18 protein-coding genes and 5 tRNA genes are annotated in these 17,664 nt (G+C 49.4%); 2 read left to right on the plus strand and 21 right to left on the minus strand.

Going from position 1 to position 17,664, the window contains the following annotated elements; all coding sequences use genetic code 11:
* Position 1: 1 nt before the first annotated feature.
* The 13 genes from rlmH to ACQ661_RS04095 form a co-directional block, all read right to left on the minus strand.
* Positions 2 to 472 carry a 23S rRNA (pseudouridine(1915)-N(3))-methyltransferase RlmH gene (gene rlmH / locus ACQ661_RS04035; RefSeq protein ID WP_431667694.1) on the minus strand — a complete coding sequence of 157 codons (471 nt, stop codon included), beginning with the start codon at positions 470 to 472 and terminating at the stop codon, positions 2 to 4.
* Positions 472 to 795 carry a ribosome silencing factor gene (gene rsfS, locus ACQ661_RS04040; RefSeq protein WP_110074775.1) on the minus strand — a complete coding sequence of 108 codons (324 nt, stop codon included), beginning with the start codon at positions 793 to 795 and terminating at the stop codon, positions 472 to 474. Before rsfS ends, rlmH begins: the two co-directional genes overlap by 1 nt.
* Positions 796 to 901: 106 nt before the next feature.
* Entirely contained in the window at positions 902 to 1,528 is a 627-nt protein-coding gene (gene nadD / locus ACQ661_RS04045; protein ID WP_431667695.1) for a nicotinate-nucleotide adenylyltransferase, read from the minus strand.
* Positions 1,525 to 2,556, minus strand: a complete 1,032-nt coding sequence (gene holA / locus ACQ661_RS04050) for a DNA polymerase III subunit delta (protein WP_431667696.1) — start codon at positions 2,554 to 2,556, stop codon at positions 1,525 to 1,527. The genes nadD and holA overlap by 4 nt, the downstream gene beginning before the upstream one ends.
* 2 nt (positions 2,557 to 2,558) lie before the next feature.
* On the minus strand, positions 2,559 to 3,017 hold the full coding sequence (lptE, locus tag ACQ661_RS04055; protein ID WP_431667697.1) for an LPS assembly lipoprotein LptE: 459 nt from the start codon (positions 3,015 to 3,017) through the stop codon (positions 2,559 to 2,561).
* 32 nt (positions 3,018 to 3,049) lie between these two features.
* Entirely contained in the window at positions 3,050 to 5,635 is a 2,586-nt protein-coding gene (leuS, locus tag ACQ661_RS04060; RefSeq protein ID WP_431667715.1) for a leucine--tRNA ligase, read from the minus strand.
* 88 nt (positions 5,636 to 5,723) lie between these two features.
* Positions 5,724 to 5,918: a hypothetical protein gene (locus ACQ661_RS04065; protein WP_153825763.1), complete on the minus strand. Its 195-nt coding sequence runs from the start codon at positions 5,916 to 5,918 to the stop codon at positions 5,724 to 5,726.
* A 71-nt stretch (positions 5,919 to 5,989) separates the two neighbouring features.
* Positions 5,990 to 7,501, minus strand: coding sequence for an apolipoprotein N-acyltransferase (gene lnt / locus ACQ661_RS04070; protein ID WP_431667698.1), 1,512 nt, complete (start codon positions 7,499 to 7,501; stop codon positions 5,990 to 5,992).
* Positions 7,502 to 8,380, minus strand: coding sequence for a CNNM family magnesium/cobalt transport protein CorC (corC, locus tag ACQ661_RS04075; RefSeq protein ID WP_153825761.1), 879 nt, complete (start codon positions 8,378 to 8,380; stop codon positions 7,502 to 7,504).
* Between the two features lie 102 nt (positions 8,381 to 8,482).
* The gene (ybeY, locus tag ACQ661_RS04080; protein WP_431667699.1) at positions 8,483 to 8,953 is read right to left on the minus strand and encodes an rRNA maturation RNase YbeY; all 471 of its coding nucleotides are present in this window, start codon (positions 8,951 to 8,953) and stop codon (positions 8,483 to 8,485) included.
* Complete coding sequence (locus tag ACQ661_RS04085; protein WP_313932424.1) at positions 8,950 to 9,954, minus strand: PhoH family protein; 1,005 nt, start codon at positions 9,952 to 9,954, stop codon at positions 8,950 to 8,952. Before ACQ661_RS04085 ends, ybeY begins: the two co-directional genes overlap by 4 nt.
* A 39-nt stretch (positions 9,955 to 9,993) precedes the next feature.
* On the minus strand, positions 9,994 to 11,436 hold the full coding sequence (gene miaB / locus ACQ661_RS04090) for a tRNA (N6-isopentenyl adenosine(37)-C2)-methylthiotransferase MiaB (RefSeq protein ID WP_153825758.1): 1,443 nt from the start codon (positions 11,434 to 11,436) through the stop codon (positions 9,994 to 9,996).
* 149 nt (positions 11,437 to 11,585) lie between these two features.
* Positions 11,586 to 12,446 carry a DMT family transporter gene (locus ACQ661_RS04095; protein WP_431667700.1) on the minus strand — a complete coding sequence of 287 codons (861 nt, stop codon included), beginning with the start codon at positions 12,444 to 12,446 and terminating at the stop codon, positions 11,586 to 11,588.
* A gap of 43 nt (positions 12,447 to 12,489) precedes the next feature.
* Between ACQ661_RS04095 and ACQ661_RS04100 the strand changes: the two genes are divergently transcribed.
* Both ACQ661_RS04100 and ACQ661_RS04105 read left to right on the plus strand, forming a co-directional pair.
* Positions 12,490 to 12,843 carry a DMT family protein gene (locus ACQ661_RS04100; protein WP_110074764.1) on the plus strand — a complete coding sequence of 118 codons (354 nt, stop codon included), beginning with the start codon at positions 12,490 to 12,492 and terminating at the stop codon, positions 12,841 to 12,843.
* An 11-nt stretch (positions 12,844 to 12,854) separates the two neighbouring features.
* Positions 12,855 to 13,979 (plus strand): FAD-dependent monooxygenase, encoded by a 1,125-nt coding sequence (locus ACQ661_RS04105; protein ID WP_431667701.1) that lies wholly within the window; start codon positions 12,855 to 12,857, stop codon positions 13,977 to 13,979.
* Between the two features lie 120 nt (positions 13,980 to 14,099).
* On the opposite strand, the gene ACQ661_RS04110 is transcribed toward ACQ661_RS04105, so the two are convergent.
* The 8 genes from ACQ661_RS04110 to ACQ661_RS04145 form a co-directional block, all read right to left on the minus strand.
* Positions 14,100 to 14,186, minus strand: a tRNA-Leu gene (locus tag ACQ661_RS04110).
* 23 nt (positions 14,187 to 14,209) lie between these two features.
* Positions 14,210 to 14,284, minus strand: a tRNA-Gln gene (locus ACQ661_RS04115).
* A gap of 32 nt (positions 14,285 to 14,316) precedes the next feature.
* Positions 14,317 to 14,391 (minus strand) — tRNA-Gln (locus ACQ661_RS04120).
* 28 nt (positions 14,392 to 14,419) lie between these two features.
* A tRNA-Leu gene (locus tag ACQ661_RS04125) sits at positions 14,420 to 14,504 on the minus strand.
* 18 nt (positions 14,505 to 14,522) lie between these two features.
* Positions 14,523 to 14,599 (minus strand) — tRNA-Met (locus ACQ661_RS04130).
* Positions 14,600 to 14,758: 159 nt separating this feature from the next.
* A complete protein-coding gene (locus ACQ661_RS04135; RefSeq protein WP_153825755.1) occupies positions 14,759 to 15,484 on the minus strand; it encodes an SIMPL domain-containing protein in 726 nt (241 codons plus the stop codon).
* Positions 15,485 to 15,512: 28 nt separating this feature from the next.
* A complete protein-coding gene (locus tag ACQ661_RS04140; RefSeq protein WP_153825754.1) occupies positions 15,513 to 16,181 on the minus strand; it encodes an SDR family oxidoreductase in 669 nt (222 codons plus the stop codon).
* A 25-nt stretch (positions 16,182 to 16,206) separates the two neighbouring features.
* Positions 16,207 to 17,571 carry a class II fumarate hydratase gene (locus ACQ661_RS04145; RefSeq protein ID WP_153825753.1) on the minus strand — a complete coding sequence of 455 codons (1,365 nt, stop codon included), beginning with the start codon at positions 17,569 to 17,571 and terminating at the stop codon, positions 16,207 to 16,209.
* Between the last annotated feature and the right edge of the window lie 93 nt (positions 17,572 to 17,664).

Raw genomic sequence — 17,664 nt, forward strand, 5'->3', positions numbered from 1 at the left:
CTTACTCACGGTGGTAGGGGTGGTTATTGGTGACACTCCAAGCGCGATACAAGGCTTCGGCGATAATCACCCGTACCAGTGGATGCGGTAAGGTGAGGGCCGATAAAGACCAGCGTTCATCGGCTGCGGCAATACATTCAGGGGCTAACCCTTCGGGGCCACCCACCAATAAGCTAATGTCACGCCCGTCCATCAGCCAGTGCTCTAAACGTCCAGCTAACTGGGGGGTTGTCCAAGGTTTACCGGTCACCTCTAAGGTAACAATCCGATCACCTTTACCAACGGCCGCCAGCATAGCTTCGCCTTCTTGCTTAAGAATACGGGCAATATCGGCATTTTTACCACGTTTACCAGCCGCAATCTCCACCAATTGTAATTGGCAGTCGGCTGGAAAACGTTTGGCATAGGTGTGATAGCCAGTGCTGATCCAATCAGGCATTTTTTGCCCAACAGCTATCAGCTGAATCCGCATTATTTGCGGCTCCAAAGTTTTTCAAGTTCGTAGAAATCACGGATGGCTTCTTGCATCACGTGTACGACTACGTCACCTAGGTCTACTAGCACCCATTCAGAATGTTCATGACCTTCAACGCCTAACGGGGCTACGCCGTGGTGTTTCGCTTCGGCGGCCACATAGTTCGCAATACTGCGCACGTGGGTTTTTGAGCTACCTGAACATATCACCATATATTCAGCAACATCGGTTTGCTCGTGTACGTCTAATACTTTAACGTCGCGGCCTTTCATATCATCAATTTTAGCTACGACAAAGTCGCGTAATTGTTCAGCTTGCAAAAGGGTCTTACTCCAGTTTTTGGCGCGTTCAAGAATGACGGCGGCCAAGGTTTAACATGTCAAAAAAAGATGCGCTAGTTTAGCATGAAGCAACACAAAAAAGCAGCTAACGATAAAGCTGCTGTTGTTCGATGTAGTGAGCAACACTTGCCGGCACCCAATGTTGCCATGCTTGTTGTTGTTTGATAGCTGTTCGAATGGCGGTTGCAGAGATATCGACAGCTGTGGTTGCGGCCAGATAAATCGCCCCCTGAGGCTGTTGTTTGAACTGGTCCAATTGGGTGATTTGGCGTTCGGTGAGCACCTTGGTAACGGTGGCGTTGAACGTAACCTGGCTATGGGGGCGTTGCATGACGACCCAATTAGCATGATCAAAAAGGTGCTGCCATTGATGCCAACGATGCAGTGATGCAAAGGCATCAGCGCCGCATAAAAAGACCAATGTGTCCTGTGGCCAGCGTTGCTTCAGTTCGGCAAGAGTTTGCGCAGTATAACTTGGCCGAGCTTGGTTGAGCTCCCAGTCTTCGGCAACGCAATGGTCTAACGCCGTGGCTGCGAGTTGCGCCATGGTTAAGCGCTGGGTGGCGGTAGCGCCGGGATAATCGCGATGGGGTGGTTGCGCACTGGGCATTAAATGCAGTTGCGCCTGCAGTAGCTGTTGCACTTGTTGCGCCGGCCGCAAGTGGCCCCAATGAATAGGGTCAAAAGTACCGCCAAGAATAGCACGAATCATAACGGGAGCTGCTGCAACTGTTGTGGGCGGCAATACAGGGCTACTAATTGCGTGACTAAGGTGGGATAGTGGTCACCGGAATCACCTTTAAAAGCGTATTCTAAGCGGCTTAACAATTGTCCCGCGACTTGCATCGCGGAGGCATCCATACGCTGCACAAACTGGCGATAAGCTGGTTCTTGCGAGCGCCACAGACGTTGTTGCTTGGCTGCCGAACTAAAACTTTGTCCCGCCGCCAGAGCTTGTTGCAGACTGAATACTAGGGTCCATTCGCGTTGCAGGGCCCAATTTAAAATAGCCGGCTCAACATCCCCTTCAAACAGGCGTTGCAACTTGTGCAAAGCTTGGTCGAGATCCGCCGCCAAAATAGCTTCTTGTAACGCAAACACATTGAAACGGCTTTGATCTTCACTATGCGAGGTAATCAGGGCTGCGGTTACTGGGAGAGGTAACTCGCTTAAGGCTAGTTTTTGTAATTCTTGATCCAGTGCTAACAGGTTACCTTCGTACCAATCTGCTAGTAATTGCACGGCCGAGGGGTCTAGTTGTAACTGATAGCGTTGCGCCCGTTGCTGAATAAAGCGTGGCAGCTGCTGGCGCTCAGGATTGTTAGCGCTGACCATGGTGGCGACTTTGCTGAGTTGCTGAAACCACTTGGCTTTTTGTTGTTCTTGCTTGAGTTTAGGGCCAATAATGACCAGAATTTGGTCTTGGCTGGGCTGCTCGGCATAGCTGCGCAAGGCTTCGCCACCTTCACGCCCTGGTTTACCCTCGGGTAATTCTAGTTCAAGTAAACGCTGACTCGAAAACAGGCTTAAATTAGCACTGGCGGTATGCAAGATGCTCCAATCAAGCTGAGCATCTTGGAGCAACCGTTGGCGCTCATCAATGCCTTGCTGGCGCGCAAAACGGCGTAATTGCTGAACGCTTTCATCCACTAATAGCGGCGCATCACCAAACACACAGACGATAGGCGCTAGCCCATGTTGTTGTAAATGCTGGGTGAGTTGGCTGCTATAAAGCTGCATGATTACTCCGCTAACTGGGCAAGAATCTGCCGGAGCATGCGGCGGGCTGCTTCTTCACGCATTTCTGCCACCAGCAGTTCGCGTTCACGGGTCTTGGCTAGCGCAAAGTTGGGGTCGTCTTGATAATCACGATAGACCTCAATTCGTAGGTCGATCGGATCTTTATTGGCTTCGTTGATGCTGTAGTCCACGCTATAGATCAACTCGTATTCCGCTACTTGGCCTGAACCCGATAAGGATAAGGTACGGCGACTTAATTCATCGCGGTTGATGGCAATCACCAAGCCAGGATCGGCATCTACGAGTTCAACCCCGGCTAAGTTTAAGCGCTGTTCAAACACATTAGCAAATTCACTGAACTTAGGTGCTTGTAAGTACACTTGTTGCAAACTCGGCGGCAATTGATACTGATCACGTAACTGAAAGCCACAACCCATGATTAGGGTTGTGGCTAACAGCACAGTTATCCATTGGAGCAAGCCGTGGCGCATGATTAGTTGGCCACTATATTGAATAACTTACCGGGCACATAAATCTGCTTCCGAATGGTTTTTCCATCCACAAAGCGCGCCACATTGTCGTCTGCCATCGCTAGAGCAGTGACGGTTGCTTCATCGGCATCGGCGGCTACGGTCAATTTACTCCGTACCTTACCGTTAACTTGCACCACAATCAGCACCGAGGTTTCGACTAAAGCTGTCTCATCAAAGCTTGGCCAAGCGGCAAAGTTGATATCACTGCTATGACCTAAGGCCTGCCACAGGGCTTCTGCTAAATGCGGGGTTACCGGCGCTAACATCAGCACTACGGCATCCAAGGCTTCGGCCATTAAGCCACGATCAAGAGCTGTATCTAGAGGAGCTTTTTGCAGCCGGTTCAATAATTCCATGATGGCCGCAATGGCTGTATTGAAGTTCTGGCGACGGCCCATGTCATCGCTAACTTTTTGAATAGCACGATGCAACTCACGGCGTAATTGCTGTTGTGACTCAGACAGTTGCTGCCAATCTTGGCTACGCGGCTGGTCTGCTACCGCGGTAAAGTCCGCGGCCAGGCGCCAGACTCGACGTAAGAAACGTTGCGCGCCATCTACACCAGAGTCAGACCACTCGAGCGTGGCTTCTGGCGGTGCGGCAAACATCATAAACAGGCGCACGGTATCGGCACCGTATTTATCAATCATGACCTGCGGATCGATGCCGTTATTTTTGGATTTCGACATTTTGGTCATGCCGCCATGAGTTACCGGCTGACCATCACTGCGCAAGATGGCTTCAATGATGCGACCTTTGTCATCACGACGAATATCCACCTCTAGGGGCGAATACCAGGTGATTTTCCCTGAGGCATCCTCACGGAAATAACTATCCGCAAGCACCATACCTTGGGTTAACAGGCGCTTAAATGGCTCATCAGATTCCACTAACCCAGTGTCGCGTAACAATTTGTGGAAGAAACGCGCATAGAGCAAATGCAGGATAGCGTGTTCAATACCGCCGATGTATTGGTCTACGGGCAACCAATAGTTAGCCTGCTCAGGGTTCAGCATACCGTCTTGGTAGTTGGCGCTACAATAGCGCGCGTAATACCAAGATGATTCCATAAAGGTATCAAAAGTATCGGTTTCGTGTTCCGCTGGCTGCCCTTGGTAAGTGGTTTGGCGCCATTGTGGATCTTCTTTGATAGGGGATGAGTTACCTGACATCACCACATCTTCAGGGAGTTTTACTGGCAGTTGATCTGCCGGTACCGGCACCGATTCACCATTCGCTAAATTCAGCATAGGAATAGGAGCGCCCCAGTAGCGTTGCCGCGATACGCCCCAATCACGCAGGCGGAAGTTCACCTGACGGCGGCCAATGCCACGTTGTTCGAGGGTATCAGCAATGGCTTGGAACGCTTCATCACTGCTTAAACCTGTGTAGGGACCAGAGGCAATGGTGGTGCCTTTTTCAGTAATAGCAGCTTGGCTAATATCGGCCTCACCGCTGGCCGGATCGATCACCACAGTGATAGGCAATTGATAAGTGGTGGCGAATTCCCAGTCACGTTGGTCGTGGGCCGGAACGGCCATCACTGCACCTGAGCCGTAATCCATCAACACAAAGTTAGCGACCCAGATTGGAATAAGCTCGCCCGTTAGCGGATGAACGCCACGGAAACCCGTATCCATACCTTTTTTGTCAATGGTAGCCAAATCAGCTTCAGCCATTTTGACGTTTTTAATAGTTTCGATAAAGGCCGCAAGCTCAGGATTCTGTTCAGCTGCTTGTTGCGCCAACGGGTGTTGTGCCGCCACTGCCATATAAGTCACCCCGTACAGGGTATCTGGGCGAGTGGTGTAAACGGTTAAATGCGCGTCACTGTCAGCAATGGCAAAATCAATTTCAACCCCTTCAGAACGACCAATCCAATTGCGCTGCATGGTTTTTACTTGCTCTGGCCAATCTTCAAGTTGGTCTAAATCGTCGAGCAGTTCTTGAGCGTAGTCAGTGATTTTTATAAACCACTGCGGAATTTCTTTTTGCTCAACTTTCGCGCCGGAACGCCAGCCACGACCGTCGATAACTTGCTCGTTAGCAAGTACGGTTTGGTCGACCGGATCCCAGTTTACCGTGGCATTCTTTTTGTACACTAGGCCCTTTTCATAAAGCTTAGTGAAGAACCATTGTTCCCACCGATAATAGTCTGGCTGACAGGTGGCTAATTCACGCGACCAATCATAACCAAAGCCTAAAGACTTGAGCTGGTTACGCATGTAATCAATGTTTTGGTAGGTCCATTTAGCTGGTGCCGTTTGGTTCTGAATAGCGGCGTTTTCGGCCGGCAAGCCAAAAGCATCCCAACCCATAGGTTGCAGTACGTTTTTGCCTTGCATCCGCTGAAACCGAGCGACCACATCACCGAGCGTGTAGTTACGTACGTGCCCCATATGGAGCTTGCCACTTGGGTAGGGAAACATCGACAAGCAATAGAATTTTTCTTTGCTAGGGTCTTCGCTAACTTGAAACACGTTATCGCGTTCCCAACGCTGTTGTACCTGGGGTTCAACAAGGGCTGGATCGTACTGCTCCGGCATCTGCTTTAACATCTGGACTTCCGTTTATTGATTAACTGGTGGCAATTAAAAGTAATAGCTGAGGCTGCCTAGAAAGGCAGGAACACGCTTACAGCGCGTACCACATCATCAGCATGATAACGATGCCGAATAGGCCAAAGAAGGCATACTCAAGCCGCTCGCGCTGTTGTGCATCAACGCTTTCTGGGTTGCGATGAAAGGCAAAGAAACCCAAGCTAGTAACACCTAAGGTGCCAGCGCCAACAAGAATAGCAAAGATAATTGCCGCTACGATGTTTTCCATGATTAACTCGCTTCTCAAAAGTAGGGTAAAAAAGACGAATAACCCGAAGGTTAGTTAAACTTGCGCTTATATTACTGATTTTGGCGGCGCTTGACCATGCCGAAAATACCACATATCGCAATCATCAGTGCAATTATCCATGCATTTAGTAGGCCATTACGATAAAACGGCGTGGTGCCTTGAACTAGCGGGACTTGGGCACTGAGTGTGGCGGCAACAAACTGCGGCGCACGCGCGAGTTCTTGGCCGTATTCGTTAACTACTGCGGTGATGCCATTGTTGGTAGCTCGCAATAACGGACGGCCAAGTTCTATCGAGCGCATGCGAGCGATTTGCATGTGTTGAGCTGGGCCATGGGAGGCACCAAACCAGGTATCGTTGCTGACCGTGATTAAAAAATCTGAGTTAGGCTTAAGATTGGCGCGTACTTGATTAGGAAACGCGATTTCATAACAAATCGCTGCAGTTAAGTGCTGTCCTTTGGCGCGTAAGTCTGGCTGTACGTAATCCCCCCGGCTAAATGAGCTCATAGGTAGATCAAACAAAGGGGCTAGCGGGCGCAGTAAATTTTCAAAGGGAACAAACTCACCAATGGGCAATAATTGATGCTTCGCATAGCGGTTACTATGGCCATGATAATAGGCTTCCATCGGTTGATAGGGCGCATCCATACCGAGGGTAATCAAACTATTAAAATATTCGCGATTGCTGTAATCAATAATGCCGGTGATTAAACTAGTATCAGCAGCCACTAAATCTTGATGGATGTTCGCCAAAATATCATCGGTATAGGGCTCTGGCATAGTCACCGCAGATTCGGGCCAAACAATGATGTCATGACTGCTATAGAAAGGCTTACTGAGTTCTAAATAGGTTGTAAGCGAGCGCCAATGTTGATCAGGATTCCACTTGATCGATTGAGAAATATTGCCTTGTACTAACAGCACTCGTTTGGTTTCGCCAGTGCGTTCTAATTGACTCCATTGTGGCAAAGCAAAGCTAACTAGTAGCAGTGCTGTGGCCAGCGCAGTAGGCAACAAACACCGCTGCTGCCAGCCACGATAAAGGCTAATCGCAATCAGCCAGACGATCACACTGACGCCACTAACACCCACCCAAGCAGCGTATTGTCCAAGGCTGGCATCGGTCTGGCTATATCCTAACTCTAACCAAGGGAATCCGGTTAACAGCCAGCCGCGCAAGCTTTCAGTGAGTAACCAAATGACTGGCAGTAACCAGATGGCGCTCGGGCCAAATTTGTGTTCGCTCCATTTCCACAGCCATAAAGCCACTGCGGGAAACAAACTTAAGTAGGCATAGAGCACCAGTAAGATGGCAATGGAGGCGAGCGGATGCAGCCCACCAAACTGATCGATACTGACGTAGATCCAGCTTAAGCCGGCACCAAACCAACCCAGCCCAAACCAAAACCCATGCGCAAAAGCTTGCTTGGGGCTACTGTTGCGTAATAGCAGCAACAGAAGCGTCAGCACTGCAAGGGGCAACCAAGCCTGTTCAAAAGGGGAGTAGCTAAAGACTAAACTGCCACCTAGCAGCAATGCCATCAGTTTGGTTTTATTCATTTAGTCTGCATCTGTTACACGAGGTGCTTCAGCTAAAGTCACTTGTAACTGCTGAATCCGACGTTTATCGGCACCAGTCACTTTGAAGATCATGCCATGCAAGGTCACTTCTTCACCAACTTGCGGTAAGTGGCCAAAACCATGAGCTACCATACCACCAATGGTGTCGTATTCTTCATCATCTAACTCGAGATTAAAATATTCGTTAAAGTCTTCGATGGTGGTGAGAGCTTTTACTGAATAACGCGACTTGTTGATGCGCCGAATATCAGCTTTGCTATCTTCATTGAAGTCGGTTTCATCTTCAATTTCACCAACAATCTCTTCAAGAATATCTTCGATGGTTACTAACCCTGACACACCGCCGTATTCATCGACGACGATAGCCATATGATAACGCTGCTCGCGAAACTCTTTCAGTAACACATCAACGCGTTTGCTTTCGGGCACAATCACCGCTGGGCGAATCACTTTAGCCAACGAAAATTCTTCGTCGGTCATGCCAAAACCATAGGCGAGTAAATCTTTGGCAAGCAGAATGCCTTCGATGTGGTCTTTGTTTTCGCTCACTACCGGATAGCGGCTGTGCTGCGAATCAATCACGATAGGTAAAAACGACTCGACGCTTTGATGAATATCAATGGTGACCATTTGCGAACGTGGCACCATAATATCGCGCACTTTAAGCTCGGCGACATCTAACACCCCTTCGATCATTTCTTTGGTGTCATTGTCAATCAAGTCTCGTTCTTCGGCGTCCTGGATGAGGTCGACTAACTCTTCTCGACTATTCGGTTCTCCGGTAAACAGTTGCAGCAATTTGCTAGCCCAAGTTTTACGCGCAGAACCGCTCGTAGAGTGGGGATTATCATCGCTCATGATGTCGGTTGTGCTCCATGTGTGCTTCTAAATAATGCTGCTAAGCAGCGTAGGTTATCGAAAAAAGTCAGTTGTATCTATGCTATTTTTCTAGGTAAATGTCTAGGTATTAGCATCAGTATCCGCATAGGGATCAGCATAGCCCAAGCCGGCTAGGATGTCTCTTTCAAGTTGTTCCATCTGCTCAGCTTGTTGGTCTTCTATATGGTCATACCCCAGCAAATGCAAGGTACCATGCACCACTAAATGAGCCCAATGAGCTACCAAGGGTTTGTTTTGTTCAGTTGCTTCGCGGCTAACCACAGGTGCACAAATGACCAAATCACCGAGCAGTTGCAAAGGCAAAGGCACCGGCGATTCAAACGGAAACGACAGCACATTAGTGGCGTAGTCTTTACCGCGATAATCGTGATTAAGCTGCAAACCTTCGTCGCTGTCAACCACCCTGATGGTCATTTCGCTATCAGGTTGGGCTAGGTGCTGGAGCACGCTGGTCACCCATTGGCTAAATTGCTGGTGGCTGGGAATGTCGCTGGCAGTACTGGCAATTTGGATATCTAAAGTAGCGGTCATGAGTTACTCGAAGGAGCTTGTTCAAAGCTTTCGTAAGCTTGCACAATACGTTGCACCACGGGATGGCGGACCACATCAGAAGCCTGAAAGAAGGTAAAACTGATGTCATCAATGTCTTTGAGTACTTCAATGACATGACGTAGCCCAGATTTTTGGCCGCGCGGTAAGTCAACCTGAGTAATATCTCCGGTGATAACAGCACGAGAATTAAAGCCAATCCGAGTCAGGAACATTTTCATTTGTTCGCAGGTGGTATTCTGGCTTTCATCCAAAATAATAAAAGCATCGTTGAGGGTACGGCCGCGCATGTAGGCAAGCGGGGCTACCTCAATCACATTGCGCTCAATGAGCTTTTCTACTTTTTCAAACCCGAGCATTTCAAACAGGGCATCGTAGAGCGGGCGTAAATAAGGATCGACCTTTTGTGCTAAATCACCGGGTAAAAAGCCTAGTTTCTCGCCAGCTTCAACTGCTGGGCGAGTTAATAGAATGCGACGAATCTCTTGGCGCTCGAGTGCATCTACGGCACAGGCCACGGCCAGGTAGGTTTTACCGGTACCGGCAGGACCTACGCCAAAGTTAACATCGTGAGTTAAGATGGCGCGAACGTATTCGGCTTGATTCGGGTTACGGGGTTTGATCAGCCCACGTTTGGTTTTAATGTGAGTCATTTTCGCAAACGCGGGGTCATCGTCATGGTGTTGCTGTTCAAGCACTTGCGCTTGCTGCACCGCTAGGTGCACCATTTGTGGGGTGACACTACCGGCATCACCTTTGATGGTGGCGGTTTCTAGGTATAAATCGCGCAGGATTTTGGCACCAGCCTGCACTGTATGAGCTGGGCCGAGCAGGCGAAATTCATTGTGACGATGACTGATTTCTATGCCTAAGCGGCGCTCAATGTGTTTTAAGTTGTCGTCAACGGGCCCGCATAAATCGGCAATACGGTTGTTATCTGCGGGCTCTAGAGTTATGTCTAACGTACTTACAGTTTGAGTCAAGCTAACCTCGGTGTTGCGAAGATAAAATCCAGCAGCCGGTTAAGAGGCTGCTGGAGGAACGAAAGTGGCCACGCCAAGCTCGTTAGGTTGGTGTTTTGCCTGTCGTGCCAAGATCGTTTGTGGTGCGGTATCAACCCGCAAGCCCATGTCTGATTCTACCCGTAACACGTCGCCGCGTAATGAGTTAACAAACACATCGGTGATTTTGACATCAACAAATTTACCTATCATGGACGGCTCGCCGATAAAGTTAACCACGCGGTTGTTCTCGGTACGCCCACTAAGCTCCATCGGATCTTTCTTCGATGGGCCAATAACCAAGATACGTTGCTCAGTGCCTAACATCCGCCGAGCATGCGCATGGGCTTGCTGATTAATGCGTTGCTGTAACAGCTGCAGGCGTTGTTTCTTGGTGGCTTCAGTAACATCATCAGGTAAATCAGCGGCTGGTGTACCAGGACGCGCACTGTAGATGAAGCTAAAGCTCATATCGTAATCAATGGCTTGAATCAAATCCATGGTGGCTTCAAAGTCGGCATCAGTCTCACCTGGGAAGCCAATAATAAAATCTGAGCTCATGGCGATATCAGGGCGTACTTTTTTAAGCTTACGGATCTGTGACTTATATTCTAATGCCGTGTGTCCACGTTTCATTAACGTCAGAATACGGTCTGAACCACTTTGCACCGGCAGGTGTAAATGACTCACTAATTCTGGAATGGTGGCGTAAGCTTCAATGATATCGTCAGTAAACTCCACCGGATGCGAGGTGGTGTAACGGATGCGATCAATACCATCGATAGCAGCAACTAAGTGCAATAACTCAGCAAATCGGCACACCTCACCGGTATGATGTTCACCCCGGTAGGCATTCACGTTCTGGCCCAGTAAATTCACTTCGCGTACGCCTTGCTCAGCTAGCTGGGCAATTTCGAATAATACGTCGTCGACGGGACGACTGACTTCTTCACCGCGGGTGTACGGCACCACACAGAACGTACAGTACTTGCTGCAACCTTCCATAATAGAAACGAATGCGCTAGGGCCGTCTGCTTTGGGTTCTGGTAGACGGTCGAATTTCTCGATTTCAGGAAACGAGATATCGACCATCGGCGTGTGATGGGTTTGTACTTGCTTCACCATCTCTGGCAACCGATGCAAGGTTTGTGGGCCAAACACGATATCTACGTACGGAGCACGTTCACGAATATGATCGCCTTCTTGCGAGGCCACACAGCCGCCAACCCCAATCACGAGATCGGGATTTTTATCTTTTAGGGTTTTCCAACGGCCTAACTGATGAAAGACTTTTTCTTGGGCCTTTTCGCGAATAGAGCAGGTGTTGAGCAAAATCAAATCTGCTTCTTCAGGCTCGCCTGCCACCTCGTAGCCATGAGTTGCCTTAAGTAGATCAGCCATTTTCGCTGAATCGTACTCGTTCATCTGACAACCCCAAGTTTTAATATATAACTTCTTACTCATAAATCTCTGGCTCGCTTGCTGTATCGCGTTGGTTGGCTAAGCTGCAGCAGTGACACTGGTCTTAACCAAGCTATCAATAGACTAAATGGGCGGCTATTTTAGCTTGTTCTGCACCCAACTGCCAACTTTCAGGCGGATTTACCGCCTGCTTAAGCTTGGCGTCGGGTGCGAATCGCTAAATAACCGGCCACCATAATAACGCCGGCTCCTATCAACATACTTAAAGTGATGGGCTCTTGCCAAAACCAGTAGCCCATAAGAGCGGCAAAAATAACCGAACTGTAAGTAAAAACACCGACTCTAGCGGCTGGTGCCATGGCAAAGGCTTTGGTCATGGTTAATTGCCCGGCCACTGCTAGGGCTCCCATAACGACAATAGCCAACCAATGTTGAGGGGCAACAGCTTGCCCCATCCATAATAGGGGCAGCGCCGATAACAGCGTCGCTAGGCTAGCAAAATAAAACACTATTTTACTGGATGATTCAGTAGCTGACATCTGCCGGATCAAAGTTTTAGTAAAAGCTGCTAAGCAAGCAGCAATGAAAGCTACTGCGACCACCGGCGACAAGGTCGCTGTGGTGGGATTAAGAAAAATAAAGACGCCGATAAAGCCAATCCCAATCGCCAACCAGGTTTGGGGGAGCACTTTTTCGTGTAACCAAAGCCGCCCAATGATGGGAATAATAAAAGGGGATAATAACAGCACCAGGGTGGCTTGCGCTAAGGGCAAATGTGCGATCGCATAAAAGAACAAATACATCGCCGCCAAACCCGCCAAGCCGCGGCTGAGGTGAAATTTCCAAGCTTTAGTTTTAAAGGCGCTGGGGCCTTTGCGCCACAGCCACGGCAGCAACACTAAAAAAGCCATTAAATTTCTGAAAAACACCAATTGTTCTGAGGGTAAATAGGTGCTCAAATATTTAACTAAGGCACTTACCCCGGCAAAGCATAGCTCGGCCGTAATAATCAATAGAGAAGCTATAACCACGGTGCGCTGCGGCGTGTCCATAATGTCCTTGTGCGGCGCCAGCCGCCTAGTCAACGAGACCTGTATGAATCGCTATATTATCACGATCACTTTATTAACGCTGAGTAATGTTTTTATGACCTTTGCTTGGTATGCCCATTTGAAAAACCTCGCTGAAAAACCATGGCTGGTGGCGGCTTTTGCCAGTTGGGGCATTGCCTTGCTGGAATATCTGTTACAAGTACCCGCCAACCGTATCGGTTATGAGGTCATGAACTTGGGTCAGCTGAAAATCTTGCAAGAGGTGATTACCCTGTCAGTATTTGTGCCTTTTGCATTGTTTTACATGAAAGAAAAGCTAACTTGGGATTATTTATGGGCTGGCTTATGTATTCTTGGCGCAGTATTTTTTATCATGCGTAGTAAGTTTACCGGGTAAAGAGATAAATCATGCAGATAGTTATTGTGGGTGGCGGTATGGTGGGCGCAGCAGCGGCAGTTGCCCTGGCGCAGCAAGGTCATCAGATAGAGCTGATTGAAGCGGGCCCGGTAGTGGTTAGCTGCGGCCCGTGGGATTTACGGATCTCATCGATTCATCTGCGTAATGTGCAATGGCTACAACAGTTACAAACCTGGGCGCTAATTAGACCCGAGCGGCAATTTCCCTACACCCAGCTTGCAGTGCAAACACAACACGGGCAGCGGCTTGAATTTAACCAGCATGATAGCGACACCGAGATGCTAGGGGCGATGGTTGAGAATCACGCATTGCAGCAAGCGCTCTGGCAGCAGTTTGCCGAGTTGCCAATCAACGCAAGAGCTCAAACTCAAGTACAAGCGTTTGATTTAACCAAGCAACAAGTGCAGTTAAGTAGCGGTGAGCTGTTAAGTTACGATTTATTGATTGGCGCTGACGGGGCCCAATCGCAGGTCGCCAAAGCGGCTCAGATTGGTCAGCGCGGCTGGGATTATGACATGCGCTGTATGCTGGCGCTAGCAGAACTGGCCGAACCTATTGCGCCGGCAACATGGGAAGTGTTTCGTCCGGAAGGGCCTTATGCGCTGTTACCTCTTGGTGAACGCCAGGCCTGTTTAATTGATTATCGTAGCGAACAACAATGGCAGCATTTTAGTCAACAACCTGAAGCAGTAGCGCAACAGCTTGAACAAACCTTTGCGCCGCACCTTGGCGCTTATCAATTGCTCAACTTTGCCAGTTTTCCGCTGCGTCGTCAGCGCGCATTGCGCTATCAAGTGAAGCAATCGGTGGTGCTTATCGGTGATGCCGCGCACAGCATTCATCCGTTAGCCGGGCAGGGGGTTAATTTAGGCTTTGCCGACGTGCAAACCCTAGTAGCGCAATTAGCCAGTCAACCTTTAGCCCCGGCCTTGGCCGCGTATGAACGTATTAGAATGCGTGAAAACCAGCTGATGATGCGTGCTATGGATGCCATCCATGTTGGTTTTAGTTCGCCGCATTGGGCACCGCAGGGACTAGTAGCTGCCGGCTTGTTCGCGGTAGCGCAAGTACAACCTTTGAAACGAGCCTTGGTACGTCGGGCCATCGGCTTTTGAAGCTGGTGAGAGAGACAACAAAAAACGCTCGTGGATGTTAGCTAAACTTCAGCAAATATCCACGAGCGTTTTGTTATTTAATGCTTATTTAAACTGCTTATTGCGGTTTCACCATAACGATGGTGCGGAGGGGGGGACTTGAACCCCCACGAGCGTTAGCTCACTAGCACCTGAAGCTAGCGCGTCTACCAATTCCGCCACCCCCGCAATAATCAGGGGGATCAAAAAAATGGCTGGGGTACCAGGATTTGAACCTGGGAATGGCGGGATCAAAACCCGCTGCCTTACCGCTTGGCTATACCCCAACACAGGGTGCATCAAAGAGATAAAAGACGATTGGCTGGGGTACCAGGATTTGAACCTGGGAATGGCGGGATCAAAACCCGCTGCCTTACCGCTTGGCTATACCCCAACAGCTATTATCGCCTCACAGTTTGAGTTGGTGCGGACGGAGAGACTCGAACTCTCACGCCGTGAGGCACTGGAACCTAAATCCAGCGTGTCTACCAATTCCACCACGTCCGCCCAAAAAGGCTATTTGGATGGTGGCTACGGCGAGATTCGAACTTGCGACCCCAGCATTATGAGTGCTGTGCTCTAACCAGCTGAGCTACGTAGCCATACCAAATTTTTTATCAAACTGCGCTCGGTGAGTGCGGCGCGTATTATGCAAATCAGGGACGATACCGTCAACCACTTTTTCTCAAAAAAACGCGTATTTCTGCGCGATTGCTTAAAAAAGCGATAGTTTGTTTAATTAATCAACGAATCCGTGGTCGTTAATCAACAAGTTGGTATTCAACCGTCGACACCACCCGCACAATTTTCAAATGAGGGGTATTGGAGTCCCTATCGTAAATACTGAACTGCCCTTGATTAGCACTACGAATTTTACCTAATTCACTATTAGAATGCTCGGCAAAACGTAAAGCGACTTCACGGGCGTTGCGCGCCGACTCCTCAATCATACTAGGTTTAATCGCATTTAAGCCATTAAAATGATATTCAACTTGGGTTTCGTAGGCATTTCCACTCAAGCTCACGCCTTGTTTGCCTAATTCAGATAAGCGTTGCCGTAGGGCTCGAACATTGTCGACCTGGTTGGTGTAAACCGTTAGGGTTTGTTCACCGGTATAGCGCAAGCCAACGTCTTCTGTGGCCCAACGTTCAGCTAGTTTATCGAGGACATTTGGTGCGGCGATAGAAATATCATCCTGACGAAAGCCATTATTCAGCAAAAAGGTTTGGATGGCCTTGATATCAGCATCAAGCTCTTCGTAAATGGTCTGTTGACTGTTGCCAGCTCGAACCACTTTAAGTGGCCAAATCGCCGTATCAGCGGCAACTTCGCGTTCGGCTAGGCCTTTGACCTCGACCACCCGTTCAAAACTACGAAACTCTTGCACGCTAGCAGTCAGGGCATAGCTTAACACCCCCGCCGCAAGCACCAACCCAGCGGCTAAAATGCCCGCGGTTAACGGGCGTAAACTATTGTTGGAAATCATGATTTATCCTTATGAGGAGAATGAGTCGCTACCACGGGAGTGACTCGCCGTTGCTATGGATAAATTGACCACTGGAACTTAAGGTTAGTTCATTAATGCGAGCGATAAGTCGAGTTGCAGCTTGATCAGCACTGATATCGCCGGCGTTATTCACCATCTCGGTCTGTACAAAGCCTGGATGCAGCAAGGCTACCGCGACCCCAGCGGCTTCGAGATCCCGTGCTAAGGAAACCCCCGCGGCATTCAAGGCGGCCTTACTCATGCGGTAGCCATAATAGCCACCCGAGCCGTTATCTGTCATGGAGCCCATGCGGCTGGTGATAAGCACTACTTTACTGCCGTTATGTAGGCGAGAGCGCAGCGCATCGGTGAGGATCAATGGCCCCATTGCGTTAACCTGAAATTGCCGCAGTAAACTGTCGGCATGGATAGCACCTAAGCTATCGCGTTCTAACAAGCCGGCGTTATTGATCAAAATATCGATGGTTTGATCGGCAAGCTGTTGGGCTAACTCGCGTACGGCATTGGCATCAGTCACATCGATGCCGGTAATGATTCGGCTTGGCTGCAACTGTTCTAAGGCTTCGCTACTGCTACGACAAACAGCGGTCACTGTGTCGCCTTGGGCCAAATACTGCGCAGTTAAAGCTAGGCCAATACCACGGTTGGCACCGGTAATAACAACATGTTTTGACATGATCACTCCTGTGTTGAGTTGCGATTTATTCGGTAAGTCGTTTGGGATCCAGTAAGCGCGCTAAGGTGTCGCGATCTAAATCCGTTTGCTCAGCAGCAACGTCAAGAATATCGCGCTGTTGCTGATAGGCCTGTTTGGCAATGGCGGCGGCTTGGTTGTAGCCAATCTCGCGATTTAAGGCGGTTACTAGAATCGGATTACGAGCTAGCACGGCGTTGATGCGTTGGTGATTGACGCTGAAATCAGCAATCGCTTGGTCAGCTAGGGCACGGGCCGCGTGGCTGAGCAGTTCAATACTTTGCAGTTGATTGTAGGCAATTACCGGCAACATCACATTTAATTGGAAATTGCCTTGCTGCGCTGCAGCACTGACCGTGTGGTAGTTACCCGCCACCTGCACCGCAACCATAGCTACAGCTTCAGGAATTACTGGATTCACTTTACCTGGCATGATGCTGCTGCCCGGCTGTAACGCGGTCAGGCTGATTTCACCTAGGCCAGCCAGTGGACCGCTGTTCATCCAACGTAAATCGTTGCTGATTTTGAGCAGTACCGTGCCGATCGCATTCAGGGTGCCGCTCACCATGGCGTTGATTTCTTGCCCAGCAATACCAGCAAACAGATTTGCAGCCGGGCAAAACTGAGCGGCGCTGCGCTCATTCAACGCTTGGCAAAAGTCTGCCGCAAACCCATCCGGAGCATTAACGCCTGAGCCGATGGCGGTACCACCTTGAGGCAATTGTTGTAGTAATTGCAAATGTTGTTCTAAAGTAACCTGGGTATGGTTAACTTGGGCTGCCCAGGCCGATAGTTCTTGGGCGAAGGTAAGCGGCATGGCATCCATCAGGTGGGTACGGCCGGTTTTAACCACATCTTTTAAGCTGGTCGCTTTTTGTTTGATCACTTGCTGTAAATGTTGCAAGGCCGGCAGCAGCTGTTGACTGATAGCCAAGGTTGAGCTCACCAGAATCGTGGTAGGAATCACATCGTTACTGCTTTGGCTGGCATTAATGTGGTCGTTAGGATGCAGCTCGAGCCCGCTTTGTTGTTTGACTAGGCTGCTGAGCACCTCGTTCATGTTCATATTGGTGCTGGTGCCCGAGCCGGTTTGAAAAATATCTAGCGGAAAACTATCTGGTTCAGCTTGCGCTAAAATGGTATCAGCCGCAGCGATAATGGCTTGCGCTTGGGGCTGGGTTAGCACGCCGGCTTTGGCATTAGCTTGCGCAGCAGCGGCTTTAACCTGCGCCAAGGCATGAATAAAACGGGCTGGAAAGCGCAACGAGCTGAGTTGAAAATTCTGTCGCGCACGCTCAGTTTGGGCGCGCCAAAGGGCATCAACTGGTACCTCGACGGAGCCCATGCTATCGGTTTCGGTGCGGGTTGCCATGTTTTGCTCCTTATTGTGAAAAAAGTAGTGCGAAAAAAGTCGTGCAAAAGGTAAGGGTTACCTTTTATAGTCACTCATCTAAAACCATGTTAC

It is taken from the genome of Pseudidiomarina sp. WS423 (assembly GCF_050750165.1).
GTDB classification, from domain to species: domain Bacteria; phylum Pseudomonadota; class Gammaproteobacteria; order Enterobacterales; family Alteromonadaceae; genus Pseudidiomarina; species Pseudidiomarina fusca.

Bases quoted from the DNA above. Each gene is read 5' to 3' on its own strand.
- holA (WP_431667696.1), bottom strand. From the start codon at position 2,556: ATGCAGCTTTATAGCAGCCAACTCACCCAGCATTTACAACAACATGGG.
- lnt (WP_431667698.1), bottom strand. From the start codon at position 7,501: ATGAATAAAACCAAACTGATGGCATTGCTGCTAGGTGGCAGTTTAGTC.
- nadD (WP_431667695.1), bottom strand. From the start codon at position 1,528: ATGATTCGTGCTATTCTTGGCGGTACTTTTGACCCTATTCATTGGGGC.
- leuS (WP_431667715.1), bottom strand. From the start codon at position 5,635: ATGCCGGAGCAGTACGATCCAGCCCTTGTTGAACCCCAGGTACAACAG.
- ybeY (WP_431667699.1), bottom strand. From the start codon at position 8,953: ATGACCGCTACTTTAGATATCCAAATTGCCAGTACTGCCAGCGACATT.
- corC (WP_153825761.1), bottom strand. From the start codon at position 8,380: ATGAGCGATGATAATCCCCACTCTACGAGCGGTTCTGCGCGTAAAACT.
- miaB (WP_153825758.1), bottom strand. From the start codon at position 11,436: ATGAGTAAGAAGTTATATATTAAAACTTGGGGTTGTCAGATGAACGAG.
- ACQ661_RS04140 (WP_153825754.1), bottom strand. From the start codon at position 16,181: ATGTCAAAACATGTTGTTATTACCGGTGCCAACCGTGGTATTGGCCTA.
- ACQ661_RS04095 (WP_431667700.1), bottom strand. From the start codon at position 12,446: ATGGACACGCCGCAGCGCACCGTGGTTATAGCTTCTCTATTGATTATT.
- ACQ661_RS04065 (WP_153825763.1), bottom strand. From the start codon at position 5,918: ATGGAAAACATCGTAGCGGCAATTATCTTTGCTATTCTTGTTGGCGCT.
- ACQ661_RS04100 (WP_110074764.1), top strand. From the start codon at position 12,490: ATGAATCGCTATATTATCACGATCACTTTATTAACGCTGAGTAATGTT.
- ACQ661_RS04145 (WP_153825753.1), bottom strand. From the start codon at position 17,571: ATGGCAACCCGCACCGAAACCGATAGCATGGGCTCCGTCGAGGTACCA.
- ACQ661_RS04135 (WP_153825755.1), bottom strand. From the start codon at position 15,484: ATGATTTCCAACAATAGTTTACGCCCGTTAACCGCGGGCATTTTAGCC.
- ACQ661_RS04105 (WP_431667701.1), top strand. From the start codon at position 12,855: ATGCAGATAGTTATTGTGGGTGGCGGTATGGTGGGCGCAGCAGCGGCA.
- rlmH (WP_431667694.1), bottom strand. From the start codon at position 472: ATGCGGATTCAGCTGATAGCTGTTGGGCAAAAAATGCCTGATTGGATC.